Below are 14,974 nucleotides of genomic sequence, written 5' to 3'. Positions count from 1 at the left end.
GCGTCTCCTTATCAAGCCTCGGTATCGTGGGATGACAGGAATCGAGAGACCGTTTCCAGGCACAAGGCCTTCTCCTCCACATGCGGCATGTGGCTGGAATGCTCGAACAGCACCCATTCGCAGCCCTTCACGCGATCCACATACGGCTTGACGACGAGCGGCGTGGCTTCGTCGTATTTTCCGGAAATCAAGAGGGTCGGCGCTTCGATCCGCATCAGCCGGTCCTCGATCGTCCAGTCCTTCATCGTACCTATTACGTGGAACTCGGTCGGGCCGTTCATGTTGCGATAGACCGTATTATCTTCGTCCATGATCGCAAAGGTGCGCGCGACTTCCGCCGGCCACGGCGTGACGCGGCAGACATGGCGGTCGTAGAAGACGCGAGAGGCGGCGATGTATTCCGGATCGGTAATCGTGCCGGCCTGCTCATGCCTGAGCAGCGTATCCTGAACCGCCTGCGGCAGTTCCTCGCGCAGGCGATTGGCTTCCGCCACCCAGGTATGCATGTTGGCCGGCGAATTGGCGATGACCAGCGCCTTCAGCCCCGCAGGCTTTAGAACCGCATGTTCCGCACCCAGCATGCCGCCCCAGGACTGTCCGAGAAAGGCATAGCGATCCTGGATGCCCAGATGCTTCAGCAGCGCGTCGAGTTCCCCGAGGAACAGGGCGGGCGTCCAGAAATCCGGGCCCTTGTCCGGAAGGCGCGTGGAGTTGCCGTTGCCGAGCTGGTCGTAGTGAATGACGGCGCGTCCGTCGATCTCGCTGATCCCCTTGAAGGAATCCACGTAGTCATGGGTGCAGCCCGGTCCGCCATGGGCAACGACGAGCGGCAGCTTGCCGCTGCCGAGCGAACCGGTGATGCGATACCAGGTCTGGTATTCGCGAAAGGGCAGGAAGGCTTCCTTCGACGCGACGGCGGCCACGTGCATCTCCATGTCTGACGGACAACGGAGGCAACATAACGCGGGGTTTCGAGCCGTGGCAGCTATCACAAGTTATAGGATGGGCGCTCTTCGAGCAGGCGGTAGTGCGTGGCGCGCACAACCGCCTGGGTTCGGTTCTTCGCACCGAGTTTCTTGGCCGCGGCGTTGAGGTGCATGACGACAGTCGGCACAGAGCGGTGGATGATACGGGAAATTTCCTTGGCCGAGTGGCCCTCGGCGGAATAGCGAAGGCATTCGCGCTCCCGCTCCGTCAGCCTCGCGGTGCCGGCGTTGAAGGCCTGCGCGTCGAACAGCGAATAGGCCGCCTCGTGAAACACATGGGCGAGCAGGTTGAAATCGGCGATGTACCGCAGCGCATGCCCCTCGAATGCGCGATTGCCGCCGAAACGCACGCCCGTGACGGTCGCATAGTCGCCGCGCGGCATGTGGACCGGAACGGTGACGCCGGTCGACATGTCGCGTTCGCTCAGGTAGCGGGCGACAGGCGCCGTATCATCGCTCATGAAGCGCCTGATCAGCGTGTCCGCATCGGGATCATAGTTCCAAAAGAACGGCGTCGACGTGCGCAGCGCCACCTGCTGCACGGGATCGATGCGGAAATAGCCGCGATCGAACCAGTAGTCGTGCATGTCTTCCGAGATGTTGCGAAGTTTCAGCAGCGACGGGACCATGATCGTGCCGTCGAGATCGCGGGGCACCGGCGTATAGTCGTAGATCAGAGCCTCGAAGCCGATCGACTTCATCGCCTCGAACACCTGATCGATACGGCCATCCAGCGTGTCGTGCGCGGTGAACTGGTTCCTGATCGTCCCGAGTTCGTCAAACATCCTTGTCTCCGGTCCGGTCACAGGCCAACCTATCACTTCTTATAGCTGGGCGCCGACTGGCGTTTCGGATAAAATTTAGCCGTGCTCAATTATTGAGCAAGCAGTTTCTTTGCCGGGGCGGTCAATGTGGCGTGATATCGAGCCGGAGGCGCGACACGAAATCGAAGTCGATGGCTACAAGGTGGTGGCCTACAGCTTCGGTTCGGGTCCGGAGACCTTGTTCTGCCTGAATGGCGGGCCGGGACTACCCTGTGACTATCTGCGCGAAGCCCATTCGTGCCTCATCGACAAGGGCTATCGCGTCGTCGCCTTCGATCAGCTCGGCACCGGCGCCTCCGACCGCCCGACCGATCCTTCGCTCTGGACGATCGGCCGGTATGTCGAGGAAACCGAAACGGTTCGCAAGGCGCTGGGACTCGGCAAGGTGCACATGCTCGGCCATTCCTGGGGTGGCTGGCTGGCGATCGATTACGCGCTGACATACCCGGAAAACCTGCAGACGCTGATCCTGGAGGATACGGTCGCCGACATGCCGCACCTCGTCACCGAGCTTGAGCGGCTGCGCGCCGCGCTCGGCCCGGAGACCGTCGCCATGATGCAGAAGCACGAGGCGCAGGGCACATACGATCATCCCGAATATATGGCTGCCATTACCATCCTGAACTATCGCCATGTCTGCCGCCTGCCGGAATGGCCCGCACCGGTACGCCGGTCCCTGGACGACTGGAATATGGGTCCCTACGGCACGATGCAAGGCCCGAACGAGTTTCTCTATATCGGCAATCTCAAGGACTGGAACCGCATTCCCGACCTCCCCGGCATTAAGGTGCCGACGCTGATCACCACGGGAGAACACGACGAGCTCACGCCGGCCTGCGCGCTGAAGATGAAGCTCGCCATCCCGGATGCCGAGCTCAGGGTTTTTGCCAATGCAAGCCACATGCCGTTCTACGAGAACCCCGCGGACTATTATCCTGCGCTGATCGATTTCCTGTCGCGGCACAGGCCGAACTGATGCAAAACATGGCGAGAGACATCCGAACAAGACGGAGGCGCGGGCATCGCCATGCATCGCTATAGGTTCGTTCTCACTCGACCTTTGCAGTTCCTGCCGGTCATCTTCGGGATCAGCATCATAACCTTCATTCTGGTGCGGCTCATCCCCGGCGATCCGGCGCGCAACCTGCTCGGAGCCCGCGCCACCCCGTCGGCCATCGCCAAGATCCGCGCCCAGTACGGCCTCGACGAGCCGATGTGGCAGCAATATTTCTACTTTCTGAAGAATCTTGCCGATGGCGAGATGGGCAAGTCGATCCTCTACAAGATCGATGTCCTGAAGCTTATCGCCACACGTGTCGAGCCGACCATCGCGCTCGTGCTGTCGAGCGTCGTTCTGGCGGTTCTCATCGCCGTGCCCATGGCGGCGCTTGCAGCGCGTAATTCCGGCAAGGCGCCGGACCATATCGTCCGGGTTGTTTCCACATTCGGCATCGGGTTTCCGCCGTTCTGGCTCGGCCTGATGCTGATGATCCTTTTCAGCGTCAAACTGGACGTGCTGCCGGTGTCCGGCTACGGGGCGACCTTCGGCGACAAGCTCGCCCATCTGATCCTGCCGAGCCTGACGGTCGCTCTTTCCCTGTCGACGGTGCTGGTTCGCAGCCTGCGCGCGGCAATGATCGAGTCCCTGAAATCAGACGTGGCGACGGCCGCCCGCGCGCGCGGCATGCCTGAGCGCATCGTCTTCTGGCGGCATGTCGTTCCGAATTCGCTGGTGCCGACCATCAACCTTCTGGCGGTCAACATCGGTTGGCTGATCGGCGGCACGGTCGTGGTCGAAAGCGTCTTTGCCCTGCCGGGCATGGGACAGTTGCTGGTACGCGCCATCTTCTCGCGCGACTACATGGTCGTGCAGGGTGTCGCCATGGTGTTTGCCTGCGCCACTGTGCTCGTCAACTTCATCGCCGACATCGTCACCGTCGCCGTCGATCCGAGGGTGAAACTATGAGCGCCGGTACGGTGTCCTCGTCGCCGGCCGGCTGGCGGTTGCTCTTCGGCCGGCGGCTGGCCCTCGTCATTGGCGCGGGCATCCTGCTGTTTTTCCTGCTGCTGGCGATCGGCGCACCCGTCGTCGCCCCCTATGACCCGATCCTGCAGAACGGCGCAGCCCGCTTGCAGCCGCCGTCGCTTCTGCATCCGTTCGGCACCGACAACTTCGGCCGCGACCTCCTTTCACGGGTCATCTGGGGCACACGCATCGACCTGCAGATCGCCTTGATCGGGGTCGCCTTCCCCTTCGTCATAGGAACGATCGTCGGCACCATCGCCGGCTTCTTCGGCGGCATTGTAGACGCGCTGTTCATGCGCCTCGTCGACATCATCCTCGCCTTTCCATTCCTCGTATTGATGCTGTCGATCATCGCCATTCTCGGTCCGGGCCTCGGCAGCTTCTATATCGCCATGGCGCTGGTCGGATGGGTTTCATATGCCCGGTTGATCCGGGCACAGATTCTCGTTCTGAAGAACAGCGACTATGCCGTCGCCGCCGTCAGCCTCGGTTTCGGCCGCTTCCGCATCATGTTCCGGCACTTGCTACCCAATGCCATTGCCGGCTCGATCGTCTTTGCCATGTCGGATGCCGTCCTGGTGCTGCTGAGCGGGGCCGCCGTCAGCTATCTCGGTCTCGGCGTCCAGCCGCCGGTCGCCGAATGGGGCGTCATGGTCGCGGAGGGCCAGAGCTTCATCACCACCGCCTGGTGGATCACGCTGTTTCCCGGCCTGTCCATCGTCAGCCTTGCCTTCGGCTTCAGCATGCTGGGCGATGCGCTCGGCGAATTGCTCGGAGTGCACGAATGAGCGCCTCCGTCCTGTCTGTCCGCGACCTGACCGTGAAGGCGCATCTCCAGGGAGAGACGCGCACGCTGCTGGATGGCATCTCGCTCGACCTCGCCAAGGGCGAGATCCTCGGCCTCGTCGGCGAAAGCGGATCGGGCAAGAGCCTGTTCTGCCGCGCGCTGGTTCGCCTCCTGCCATCATCCCTGCTGAAGATCGAAGGCGGTGCGGTTCTCCTCGGAGGGCGCGACCTCACGGCCGTCACCGACGCCGAGATGCTGGAGGTGCGCGGCGCCGAGATCGGCATGATCTTCCAGAACCCGACCAGCCACCTCGACCCGGTCATGCGCATCGGCGACCAGATCGCCGAGGGCATCCGCTACCATCAGGGCCTCGGCGGCCGCGATGCGCGGGCGGCAGCGGTCGAGATACTGGGGCAGATCGGGTTCCCTGAACCTGTCCGCCAGTACGACAGCTACCCGCACGAGCTTTCCGGCGGCATGCGTCAGCGGGCCATGATCGGCGTGGCACTGTCCTGCAATCCGCAAATCCTCATAGCCGACGAACCGACGACCGCCCTCGACGTGACGATCCAGGCGCAGATCCTGAAACTCCTGATGGACATCCGCGACAGGCGCGGCCTGTCGATCATCCTCATTACCCATGATCTCGGCATCGTGGCGCAGACCTGCGACCGCATTGCCGTGATGCGCGGCGGAAAGCTGCTGGAACAGGGTCCTAAACGGACGATCCTGTCCGCACCGCAGGACCCGTATACAGTTCGGCTCATCCACAGCCATCCATCCATGCCCGAGGCGGTGCTCCCCGCCACCAGTCTCCCAGCGCCCTCACATGGAGCGACAAGGTCGCTTCTGGAGATCGATGACTTGCATGTGCGCTTCCCGTCGGGCGGCAGCCTTTTCAGGGGAAAGAACGCCAGGGCCGTCAGCGCCGTTTCGGGGATCAGCCTGCGGATCATGCCCGGCGAAACGGTCGGTATCGTCGGCGAATCCGGCAGCGGCAAAAGTACGCTTGCCCGCGCCATGCTGGGCCTGACGCCGATTTCCGCCGGTCACGTCAGCTTCGACGGTATCGATCTTTCTCAGCAGAGGGGTGCGGGTCTCACCAGGCTGCGACACGAGTCCGCCATGGTCTTTCAGGATCCGTTCAATGCATTGAACCCGCGCCTGACCATCGGCCAGACTCTTGCTGAAGTTCTGAAAGTGCAGAAAAAGATCGGCGGAGCCGACATTCCGGCACGCATCGGCGAGCTGCTGGACCTTGTCGGCCTCGAGCGCGAATTCGCCCATCGCAAACCGCGCAGCATGAGCGGCGGCCAGTGCCAGAGGGCGGGCATCGCCCGTGCCCTTGCCGTCGACCCGAGACTGATTATCGCCGACGAATGCGTCGCAGCACTCGATGTCACGATCCAGGCGCAGATCGTCGACCTCTTCCGCAAGCTCGCCCGCGACCTTAACCTCACGCTGATCTTCATCGCCCATGACCTCGCGATCGTGCGCAACCTGTGCGAACGCACCGTGGTGATGCATCGCGGAGAGATCATCGAGGAGGGCCGCTCCGAGGACGTCTTCTCCCGGCCGAAACATCCCTACACCGCCGCATTGATCGCCGCGATCCCCGACATCGATCCCGACAGGTCATTACTCGGCCATACCGATGCGCCGCCGGTGGAACCGATCCAGTCCGTCAAACGCCTGCCATAATAACGAAGGGAACGAACAATGACCAAAAGGTGGAACAAAATCGGCCGGGCCGCTTTCGCAGCCGCCCTGATGCTCAGTGCCGGTTACGCCGAGGCCGCCGGTATCCTCTCCATCGGCCGCCGCGAAGATTCAACGACTTTCGATCCGATCAAGTCGGCCCAGAACGTCGACAACTGGGTGTTCTCCAACGTCTTCGACGTGCTTGTCCGCGTGGACAAGACCGGCACCAAGCTGGAGCCTGGGCTCGCCGAAAGCTGGACCCTTTCCGATGACGGCCTGACCTACACGTTCAAGATCCGCGACGCGAAGTTCTCGGACGGCTCGCCGATAACGGCCGAGGATGCCGCCTTCAGCTTGCTGCGCATACGCGACCACGAAGGCTCTCTGTGGAGCGACAGCTACAAGATCATCGAAACCGCCGAGGCGGCCGATCCAAAGACTCTGGTCGTCAAGTTGAAGACGCCCTCCGCACCCTTCCTGTCGACGCTTGCCCTTCCGAACGTCTCGGTGCTTTCCAAGAAAGCCGTCGAGGCCGGCGAGGACGCTTTCGCCGAACTGCCGACGGCATCGTCCGGCGCGTTCACCGTCAAGGAATGGCGGCGCGGCGATCGGGTAATCCTCGAAAAGAATCCGAACTTCTGGCAGGCGGATCGTGTGAAACTAGACGGCGTCGAATGGATTTCCGTTCCGGACGACAACACGCGCATGCTGAACGTGCAGGCCGGCCAGCTCGACACAGCGATCTTCGTCCCGTTCTCGCGCGTCGAGGAGCTGAAGAAGGACCCGAACCTCACGGTCCACATCGACACCTCGACCCGCGAAGACCATCTGCTCATCAACCATGAGCACGGCATGCTTGCCAAAAAGGAAGTGCGCCAGGCCCTGGATATGGCGATCGACAAGAAGGCGATCGTCGACACGGTCACGTTCGGCATCGGCACGGTCGCAAATTCCTACATCCCAAAGGGCTCGCTCTATCACTACGACGCCAACTACCAGTATCCTTACGATCCGGAGAAGGCCAAGGCGATGCTGGCCGAGGCGGGGGCATCCGACCTGACGCTCAACTATGTCGTAAACGCGGGCAACGAGGTCGACGAGCAGATCGCGGTGCTGCTGCAGCAGCAGTTTGCCAAGGCGGGCGTCACGGTCAATCTGCAGAAGGTCGACGCGAGCCAGAGCTGGGACATGCTGGTCGCCGGCGACTACGATATCTCGGTCATGTACTGGACAAACGACGTCCTCGATCCGGACCAGAAGACCACCTTCGTGCTCGGCCATGACACCAATATGAACTACATGACCCGCTACAACAGCGAAAAGGTGAAGGAGCTTGTCGCAGCGGCACGTCTGGAACTCGATCCGGCAAAGCGTGAGGCCATGTACGTCGATATTCAGAAGACGGCGAAGGATGACGTCCACTGGATCGACCTATACTACAGCCCTTATCTGAACGTATCGCGCAAGAACATCGAGAACTTCTACCAGAACCCGCTCGGCCGATTCTTCCTGGAAGACACGGTGAAGAACTGACGGTTAGCTAGCCGGTCACAGGCATTCCCGGAAAACGTCAGGGGTTTTCCTGCAGCAAAAACGGCGCCCTTTCGGGCGCCGTCTTTTATTCGATCCTGTTTCCGGACTCAGGCGGTCTGCGCCTCGATCTGCTTCGGCTGCGAAGCCGCCGCGGTGATCTCGATCCGGCGCGGCTTGGCCGTTTCCGGGATATTGCGCAGAAGATCGACGTGGAGCAGGCCGTTCTTCAGCGAAGCGGACTTGATCTCGACGTGGTCGGCAAGCTGGAAGCGGCGCTCGAAGGCGCGCTTGGCTATGCCGCGATGGAGAAACTGGGTTTCCTCACCCTTCTCTTCGCTCTTTTCGCCCTTGATCGTCAGCGTGTTTTCGCGCGCTTCGACCGAAAGCTCGCTTTCGTCGAAACCGGCAACGGCCATGGTGATGCGATAGGCGTTTTCGCCGGTGCGTTCGATGTTGTAGGGCGGATAGGTCTGCGACTGATCCGGCTGACCAAGGCTATCGAGCATGGTGAACAGGCGGTCGAAGCCGACAGTGGAGCGGTAGAGGGGAGAAAAATCAAAATGACGCATGATGTCGTCCTCCATAAGAGCAACGGTTGCGATATCTGGCCTGCCACCCCGTTCCGGCTGTGGCTCGACCGGTGAACGGACCCTTCTTCGGCGCCCGCGGAGAAGACATGGGAATGCCCGCGCACGAGTTCAAGAGGAATGCCGCCAGCGCCTGAACAATAGATGAACGAGGGGTTCGGCCGCCGTTCAGCCGCCGTGGGCTAGAAAGGAGACACTGGGTCTTCCCAGGGCTGAAGTGACATGTCCCTTCTCCCTTCAGCGGCCGGAAACGGTGATCGTCCGGATTTCATCCACCGTTTCCGGCTTTTTTCTTTGACGGGTGGCGGGCCGCCGCCTATCCCTACTTGCATGTTCCTTCTGGCCCACGCCCCATGACCACGCTCCTTCACTCGATGCCGGAAAATCCGATGCCGGGCGATCCGGTGGTTGGCTTTTTCGACGGAGCCCGCAACCGCAAGATCCGCTACGCGGTGTTCAGGTCGAAGGCCCCGGTCATTCGCGGCACCATCGTCCTGCTGCAGGGTCGCAACGAGTCGATCGAGAAATACTTCGAAACGATCGGCGATCTCATGGCGGCCGGTTTCTGGGTCGCGACCTTCGACTGGCGCGGACAGGGCGGCTCCGAGCGGCTGTCGCCGCAATGGACCCACGGCCATGTGGAGGATTTCACCGATTACGAGCGCGACCTGACGATTTTTCTCGATGAGATCGTCCTTCCCGACACCCGCCTGCCCTTCTCGATCGTCGCCCATTCGATGGGGGCGCTCGTCGCCCTGTCGCTCGCTCCCATGCTCGCAAGCCGCATCGACCGGATGGTGCTGCTTGCCCCCTTCGTCGGTCTGGGGGGCCAGGCGATCGGCGAACGGGGTATCGCAGCGATCGCGACGGTCATGCGCTGGATCGGCCTCGGGAGGCTGGCGCTGAGTTCCGACAAAGGCAACGGTACCCCTTTTAGGGGCAATGTTCTGACCGCGGACGACCGGCGCTACGCCCGCAACCTGGCGCTCATCGATGCGCGTCCGCAACTGCGGGTCGGACCGCCCACGGCCCGCTGGCTGAGCGAGGCCTTCCGAACGATCCGGCGCGTCCTCAAGCACGAACATCTGACGAGGATCACCATACCGGCCGTCATACTCGCCCCGACGGCCGATAAGCTCGTGCCGTATCTCCCGGTCGAGCGGTTGGCCAGCAATTTCCGTGCGGGGCATCTGATCCCGATCGACGGCGCGCGGCACGAACTCCTGCAGGAGGCCGACCGCTATCGCGCCCAGGCGATGGCCGCGATCCTGGCCTTTCTGCCGGGCGCCGATGCGGAGGACCCCGCGTCCCTGCCGCGACAGTTGGAAGAGGCTTAAACCCGGCCCTTGAGCGCCTCAAGCGCCTGCGCATGCAATTCGCGGCTGCCGGCAGCGATGATTTCGCCGCCCATTTCCGCCGGCCCGCCCTGCCAGTCGGTGATGATTCCGCCCGCCTGCTCGATCAGCGGAATGAGCCCGCCGACGTCGTAGGGCTTCAGGCCGCATTCGACGACGAGATCGACATGGCCGGCTGCAAGCAGCGCGAAGGCATAGCAGTCGCAGCCGTAGCGGAAGAGCCGCACCTTCTCCTGCAATGCCTCGAAGCGCTCCTTGAGCTCGCCCGTGTAGAGGTGCGGGGATGTCGTGAACAGAACGGCATCCGAAAGCGCATGGCAGGGCCGCGTGGCGAGCACCCTCTCTCCGTCAGGTCCCCGATAGAGCGCCTTCTCGCCGTCGGCGAAAAAACGCTCGCCGGTGAAGGGCTGGTCCATCAGCCCCATGACGGCCTTGCCGTTCCGGTAGAGGCCGATCAGCGTGCCCCACACCGGCAGGCCGGAGATGAATGCACGGGTCCCGTCGATCGGGTCGATGACCCAGACGAGTTCGCGGTCGAGACCGATATTGCCGTGCTCTTCGCCGAGAATGCCGTGTTCCGGAAAGCTGCTCTCGATCAGCGCGCGGATCGACGCCTCAGCCGACCTGTCGGCTTCCGTCACCGGGTCGAAGCCGCCTTCGAGCTTGTTGAGAACACTCGTGCCAACCCGGAAGCGCGGCATGGTTTCGGCCTTGGCGGCGTCGGCGAGACGGTCGAAGAAAGTACGGTCGGGCAGCATGTCGCTCTCTGCGAGGGAGGAGGTTCGATCTGAATAGACGAAATTCAGGGAAAGGCAACGACCGGACCGGCGCCGGCAGTCGCTGAATGGGCATGTCGGAAGAGCGCACCCTGCACCGATACGAAAGTCTGCGTCTTCGAATCTTGACAATTGTGCACCGCAGCATTACAGTTTTTCTGCAGTCACTCGTGGCTGCAAATACCCTCCTTGGGTGTTTCCTCCCTAGACTTGACCGCGCCGCTGGCGCGGTTCTTTTTGAGCAGCGTTCCGCCGCCGGGCGCTCAAAAGCCTTTTCGAATTGTTATTCCGCGGCCAGCGGCAGATAGGCGCCGAAATCCTCGACGTGCCGCGCGAGCGCCGCGATGAAGGTTGCGAGGTCGGCCTCGAGAGCTGCGAATCCCGGCTTTTTGATCAGGGTTGCCTCGTCGACATAGAGGCCGCGGTTGATTTCGATCTGCAACGCATGCAGTCCGCGCGTCGGACGGCCATAATGTTCCGTGATGAAGCCGCCGGCATAGGGCTTGTTGCGCGCGACCGCATAGCCGAGTTGCTCCAGAAGCTCCACCGCCACCCGGGACAGTTCCGCCGCCGCGCTCGTTCCGTAGCGGTCGCCGATAATGAAGTCCGGGCGATGGCCGCTTCCCGGCAGATGCACGTTGCCCGGCATCGAGTGGCAGTCGATGAGGATCGACATCCCGAACTCGACATGGGTGCGGGCGATCAGCTTTCTGAGCGTCGCATGATAGGGCTTGTAGATCGTCTCGATGCGCTCGAGCGCCTGCTCGACCGGAAAACGGCCACGATATATTTCCATATTCTCGGCGACGAGGCGCGGCACGGTGCCGAGGCCGCCGGCGACGCGCATCGAACTGATATTGGCGTGCGGCGGCAAGGCGCCGTCGAACATGCGCGGGTCGAGTTCGTAGGGTTCGCGGTTTACGTCCAGGAAGGCACGCGGGAAATGCGCCCGGAGCAAGGGCGCCCCCAGAAACGTGGCGCTGCGGAACAGTTCATCGACGAAATGGTCTTCGGAACGGCGAATGGAATGCGGATCGAGGCGCGACTGGTCGAGAAAGAACTGGGGATAATGCCGGCCGCTGTGCGGGGAGTTGAAAACGAAAGGTATCCTCTGGCTTGCGGGTTCCAGAACCTCGAAAAACTCCCACTCAACCGCTTCCCCCATCGGAACCCTTTTTACCATGTCCGGTTCTTGCTATTCAGATCATGTTGCCAGTTGGTCGCCTCTGTGTCCATAGTGGCCGCCCGCTGGTTCAAGGGACTTGATCGCGCCCGTTCACCAGATATTTACCATGTTGCGGTTTGCTGAGCTGCCGCAATCCACCAGCACCCAGAAGAAGTAGCCACGGCCAGATATGACTGCGAAAATCCTCCTTGCCGAAGACGACAACGACATGCGCCGGTTTCTTGTGAAGGCGCTGGAAAAAGCCGGCTACAAGGTTCTTTCCTATGACAACGGCGCCAGCGCCTATGACCGGCTTCGCGAAGAACCCTTTTCGCTTCTCCTGACCGACATCGTCATGCCGGAGATGGACGGCATCGAACTCGCGCGCCGCGCGACCGAACTCGACCCCGACCTGAAAGTGATGTTCATCACCGGCTTCGCCGCCGTTGCGCTGAACCCGGATTCCAAGGCGCCGAAAGACGCCAAGGTCCTTTCCAAGCCCTTCCACCTGCGCGACCTCGTCAACGAGGTCAACAAGATGCTGGCCGCCTGAGCAGCGAACATATGTGCGCCGCAGCTTTCCCGCGCACCCTTCGCCGAAGGCCAAAGGCTCCTTCCGCGCAAGCATTGCCTCGAAGCCGCCCTCGATCATCAGCATCGATGGCGGCTTCGTTATTTCAACGCCTTAGCGCGCTCGACGGAACTTCGGGATGTCCGAAAAGAACGCCGATACCCCTGAAATCACGCCGCTCAGACCCTGCGCAATTTCTGTCAAAAAACCTTCGAAAAGCCTATTGACGCGGGCGCCGGTTCTGTGGTCTATGCGCCGCATCGGATGGGCGTGTAGCTCAGCGGGAGAGCACTACGTTGACATCGTAGGGGTCACAAGTTCGATCCTTGTCACGCCCACCATCCAAGTTTCAAAAGGGCTTACGGGAAACCGCAAGCCCTTTTTCAATTCCCCCAACTTCCACTGCACGCGCCGGCCGACACAAGCAACTGAAGCCGAGACCGGAACTTTGAACGGCGGCGATTCTGCTAGCCTGTCGAAAGCGCTCGGGTTTTCCGAAGCGTTGTCACGCGTTCTTCATGTTCGCCTGTTAAGAGATACCTACCTCGCCATTGACCACGGATGTACTGGCATTGGCTGAAGGTGTTGAGGAAGGTCGGGTTCAGCCCGGCCTTTTTTCTTGCGCGGAGCCGCGCCGGCGCTGGCGCGCGCCGCCCGGAAATAATCTGGCGCGGAAGATGACGCGCGCGCAATTTTGCGCTACTACCCCCTGCAACGGCGCTCTGCGATCGCCACATCCGCCTAATGACATTCGTCCGTGAAGGAACACGTTCATGCCTGCCTATCGCTCCCGCACCACCACCCACGGCCGCAACATGGCCGGCGCCCGCGGCCTCTGGCGCGCGACGGGCATGAAGGACAGCGACTTCGGCAAGCCTATTATCGCGGTGGTGAACTCGTTCACGCAGTTCGTGCCGGGCCATGTGCATCTGAAGGACCTCGGCCAGCTCGTCGCGCGCGAGATCGAGGCGGCCGGCGGCGTCGCCAAGGAATTCAATACGATCGCCGTCGACGACGGCATCGCCATGGGCCATGACGGCATGCTCTATTCGCTGCCCTCGCGCGAGATCATCGCCGACAGCGTCGAATATATGGTGAACGCCCATTGCGCCGACGCCATGGTCTGCATCTCCAATTGCGACAAGATCACCCCCGGCATGCTGATGGCGGCATTGCGCCTCAACATTCCGGCCGTCTTCGTCTCCGGCGGGCCGATGGAGGCCGGCAAGGTGGTGCTGCACGGCAAGACGCATGCGCTCGACCTCGTCGACGCTATGGTCGCGGCCGCCGACGACAAAGTCTCCGACGAGGACGTCCAGATCATCGAGCGCTCCGCCTGCCCGACCTGCGGCTCCTGCTCCGGCATGTTCACGGCCAATTCGATGAACTGTCTGACCGAGGCGCTCGGTCTGTCGCTGCCCGGCAACGGCTCGACGCTCGCGACCCATGCCGACCGCAAACGCCTGTTCGTCGAGGCCGGCCACCTCATCGTCGACCTGGCGCGCCGCTATTACGAGCAGGAGGACGAGCGGGTGCTGCCCCGCAACATCGCCACCAAGCAGGCCTTCGAGAACGCCATGGCGCTCGACATCGCCATGGGCGGCTCGACGAATACGGTGCTCCACATCCTTGCCGCCGCCTATGAGGGCGAGATCGACTTCACCATGGACGATATCGACCGGCTGTCGCGCAAGGTCCCGTGCCTGTCGAAGGTCGCTCCGGCGAAAGCCGACGTGCACATGGAAGACGTACACAGGGCCGGCGGCATCATGTCGATCCTCGGCGAGCTGGACAAGGGCGGCCTCATCAACCGCGACTGCCCGACAGTCCACGCCGAGACGCTCGGCGACGCGATCGACCGCTGGGACATCACCCGCACGTCGAGCGACACTGTCCGAAAATTCTTCCGCGCCGCTCCCGGAGGCATTCCGACGCAGGTCGCCTTCAGCCAGGAGGCACGCTGGGACGAGCTCGATACAGACCGCGAAAACGGTGTCATCCGCTCGGTCGAACATCCCTTCTCCAAGGATGGCGGCCTCGCAGTACTCAAGGGCAACATCGCGCTCGACGGCTGCATCGTGAAAACCGCGGGCGTGGACGAGAGCATCCTGAAATTCTCCGGCCCGGCGCGCGTCTTCGAGAGCCAGGACGCAGCCGTGAAGGGCATCCTCGCCAACGAGATCAAGGCCGGCGACGTCGTCGTCATCCGCTACGAGGGGCCGAAGGGCGGACCGGGCATGCAGGAAATGCTCTACCCGACGAGCTATCTGAAGTCGAAGGGTCTCGGCAAAGCCTGTGCGCTGATCACCGACGGACGCTTCTCCGGCGGCACCTCCGGTCTTTCGATCGGCCACGTCTCTCCCGAAGCGGCGAATGGCGGAACGATCGGGCTGGTGCGCGAAGGCGACATGATCGATATCGACATTCCGAACCGCACCATCAGTCTGCGGGTGGACGAGGCCGAGCTTGCCGCACGCCGCACCGAACAGGATGCCAAGGGCTGGAAGCCGGTCGAGCAGCGCAAGCGCCGGGTGACGACCGCGCTCAAGGCCTATGCGGCCTTCGCGACATCGGCCGACCGCGGCGCCGTGAGAGATCTGGGCGACCGTTAAGTCGAGCATTTCACTGTTTCATGGAAACACTGAAATGCTCTACCGTTTGAC

General features: G+C 62.2%; 13 protein-coding genes and 1 tRNA gene. 9 read left to right on the top strand and 5 right to left on the bottom strand.

Annotation, left to right across the window (positions count from 1 at the left end):
* Window positions 1–11 precede the first annotated feature (11 nt).
* Window positions 12–935, bottom strand: coding sequence for a proline iminopeptidase-family hydrolase (locus JOH52_RS08825; RefSeq protein ID WP_017263128.1), 924 nt, complete (start codon window positions 933–935; stop codon window positions 12–14).
* Between the two features lie 53 nt (window positions 936–988).
* Window positions 989–1,771, bottom strand: a complete 783-nt coding sequence (locus JOH52_RS08820; protein WP_010970211.1) for a LuxR family transcriptional regulator — start codon at window positions 1,769–1,771, stop codon at window positions 989–991.
* A gap of 124 nt (window positions 1,772–1,895) precedes the next feature.
* Here JOH52_RS08820 and JOH52_RS08815 point away from each other — a divergent pair, with 124 nt between their 5' ends.
* The 5 genes from JOH52_RS08815 to JOH52_RS08795 are packed head-to-tail and all read left to right on the top strand — an operon-like array spanning window position 1,896 to window position 7,857.
* Window positions 1,896–2,786, top strand: coding sequence for a proline iminopeptidase-family hydrolase (locus tag JOH52_RS08815; RefSeq protein WP_010970212.1), 891 nt, complete (start codon window positions 1,896–1,898; stop codon window positions 2,784–2,786).
* A gap of 51 nt (window positions 2,787–2,837) precedes the next feature.
* A complete protein-coding gene (locus tag JOH52_RS08810; RefSeq protein WP_010970213.1) occupies window positions 2,838–3,776 on the top strand; it encodes an ABC transporter permease in 939 nt (312 codons plus the stop codon).
* Window positions 3,773–4,624 (top strand): ABC transporter permease, encoded by an 852-nt coding sequence (locus JOH52_RS08805; protein ID WP_010970214.1) that lies wholly within the window; start codon window positions 3,773–3,775, stop codon window positions 4,622–4,624. Before JOH52_RS08810 ends, JOH52_RS08805 begins: the two co-directional genes overlap by 4 nt.
* Window positions 4,621–6,324 carry a dipeptide ABC transporter ATP-binding protein gene (locus tag JOH52_RS08800; RefSeq protein WP_010970215.1) on the top strand — a complete coding sequence of 568 codons (1,704 nt, stop codon included), beginning with the start codon at window positions 4,621–4,623 and terminating at the stop codon, window positions 6,322–6,324. The genes JOH52_RS08805 and JOH52_RS08800 overlap by 4 nt, the downstream gene beginning before the upstream one ends.
* Window positions 6,325–6,342: 18 nt before the next feature.
* Window positions 6,343–7,857: an ABC transporter substrate-binding protein gene (locus JOH52_RS08795; protein ID WP_010970216.1), complete on the top strand. Its 1,515-nt coding sequence runs from the start codon at window positions 6,343–6,345 to the stop codon at window positions 7,855–7,857.
* Window positions 7,858–7,964: 107 nt separating this feature from the next.
* Here the strand turns inward: JOH52_RS08795 and JOH52_RS08790 are convergent, their stop codons facing one another.
* Complete coding sequence (locus JOH52_RS08790) at window positions 7,965–8,426, bottom strand: Hsp20 family protein (RefSeq protein WP_003531141.1); 462 nt, start codon at window positions 8,424–8,426, stop codon at window positions 7,965–7,967.
* Window positions 8,427–8,797: 371 nt separating this feature from the next.
* Between JOH52_RS08790 and JOH52_RS08785 the strand changes: the two genes are divergently transcribed.
* The gene (locus JOH52_RS08785) at window positions 8,798–9,781 is read left to right on the top strand and encodes an alpha/beta fold hydrolase (RefSeq protein WP_003531142.1); all 984 of its coding nucleotides are present in this window, start codon (window positions 8,798–8,800) and stop codon (window positions 9,779–9,781) included.
* Here the strand turns inward: JOH52_RS08785 and hisN are convergent.
* Both hisN and JOH52_RS08775 read right to left on the bottom strand, forming a co-directional pair.
* The gene (gene hisN / locus JOH52_RS08780; protein ID WP_010970219.1) at window positions 9,778–10,557 is read right to left on the bottom strand and encodes a histidinol-phosphatase; all 780 of its coding nucleotides are present in this window, start codon (window positions 10,555–10,557) and stop codon (window positions 9,778–9,780) included. The two genes, JOH52_RS08785 and hisN, sit on opposite strands and share 4 nt — an antisense overlap.
* 301 nt (window positions 10,558–10,858) lie before the next feature.
* On the bottom strand, window positions 10,859–11,740 hold the full coding sequence (locus JOH52_RS08775; protein WP_010970220.1) for an N-formylglutamate amidohydrolase: 882 nt from the start codon (window positions 11,738–11,740) through the stop codon (window positions 10,859–10,861).
* 190 nt (window positions 11,741–11,930) lie between these two features.
* Between JOH52_RS08775 and cpdR1 the strand changes: the two genes are divergently transcribed.
* From cpdR1 to ilvD, 3 genes are all read left to right on the top strand, one after another.
* Entirely contained in the window at window positions 11,931–12,293 is a 363-nt protein-coding gene (gene cpdR1, locus JOH52_RS08770) for a response regulator CpdR1 (protein ID WP_003531148.1), read from the top strand.
* A 284-nt stretch (window positions 12,294–12,577) separates the two neighbouring features.
* Window positions 12,578–12,652: transfer RNA gene (locus tag JOH52_RS08765), tRNA-Val, on the top strand.
* Between the two features lie 432 nt (window positions 12,653–13,084).
* Window positions 13,085–14,923 carry a dihydroxy-acid dehydratase gene (gene ilvD, locus JOH52_RS08760; RefSeq protein WP_010970221.1) on the top strand — a complete coding sequence of 613 codons (1,839 nt, stop codon included), beginning with the start codon at window positions 13,085–13,087 and terminating at the stop codon, window positions 14,921–14,923.
* The last annotated feature ends 51 nt before the right edge of the window (window positions 14,924–14,974 follow it).

Origin of the sequence: Sinorhizobium meliloti, assembly GCF_017876815.1 — a bacterium.
Taxonomy (GTDB): domain Bacteria; phylum Pseudomonadota; class Alphaproteobacteria; order Rhizobiales; family Rhizobiaceae; genus Sinorhizobium; species Sinorhizobium meliloti.
This window is presented reverse-complemented; position numbering and strand designations above follow the sequence as displayed.

Coding starts and splice junctions, on each gene's coding strand:
- JOH52_RS08815 (WP_010970212.1), top strand. CDS start 1,896: ATGTGGCGTGATATCGAGCCGGAGGCGCGACACGAAATCGAAGTCGAT.
- JOH52_RS08795 (WP_010970216.1), top strand. CDS start 6,343: ATGACCAAAAGGTGGAACAAAATCGGCCGGGCCGCTTTCGCAGCCGCC.
- JOH52_RS08800 (WP_010970215.1), top strand. CDS start 4,621: ATGAGCGCCTCCGTCCTGTCTGTCCGCGACCTGACCGTGAAGGCGCAT.
- ilvD (WP_010970221.1), top strand. CDS start 13,085: ATGCCTGCCTATCGCTCCCGCACCACCACCCACGGCCGCAACATGGCC.
- JOH52_RS08805 (WP_010970214.1), top strand. CDS start 3,773: ATGAGCGCCGGTACGGTGTCCTCGTCGCCGGCCGGCTGGCGGTTGCTC.
- JOH52_RS08825 (WP_017263128.1), bottom strand. CDS start 935: ATGGAGATGCACGTGGCCGCCGTCGCGTCGAAGGAAGCCTTCCTGCCC.
- JOH52_RS08820 (WP_010970211.1), bottom strand. CDS start 1,771: ATGTTTGACGAACTCGGGACGATCAGGAACCAGTTCACCGCGCACGAC.
- cpdR1 (WP_003531148.1), top strand. CDS start 11,931: ATGACTGCGAAAATCCTCCTTGCCGAAGACGACAACGACATGCGCCGG.
- JOH52_RS08790 (WP_003531141.1), bottom strand. CDS start 8,426: ATGCGTCATTTTGATTTTTCTCCCCTCTACCGCTCCACTGTCGGCTTC.
- JOH52_RS08785 (WP_003531142.1), top strand. CDS start 8,798: ATGACCACGCTCCTTCACTCGATGCCGGAAAATCCGATGCCGGGCGAT.
- JOH52_RS08810 (WP_010970213.1), top strand. CDS start 2,838: ATGCATCGCTATAGGTTCGTTCTCACTCGACCTTTGCAGTTCCTGCCG.
- hisN (WP_010970219.1), bottom strand. CDS start 10,557: ATGCTGCCCGACCGTACTTTCTTCGACCGTCTCGCCGACGCCGCCAAG.
- JOH52_RS08775 (WP_010970220.1), bottom strand. CDS start 11,740: ATGGGGGAAGCGGTTGAGTGGGAGTTTTTCGAGGTTCTGGAACCCGCA.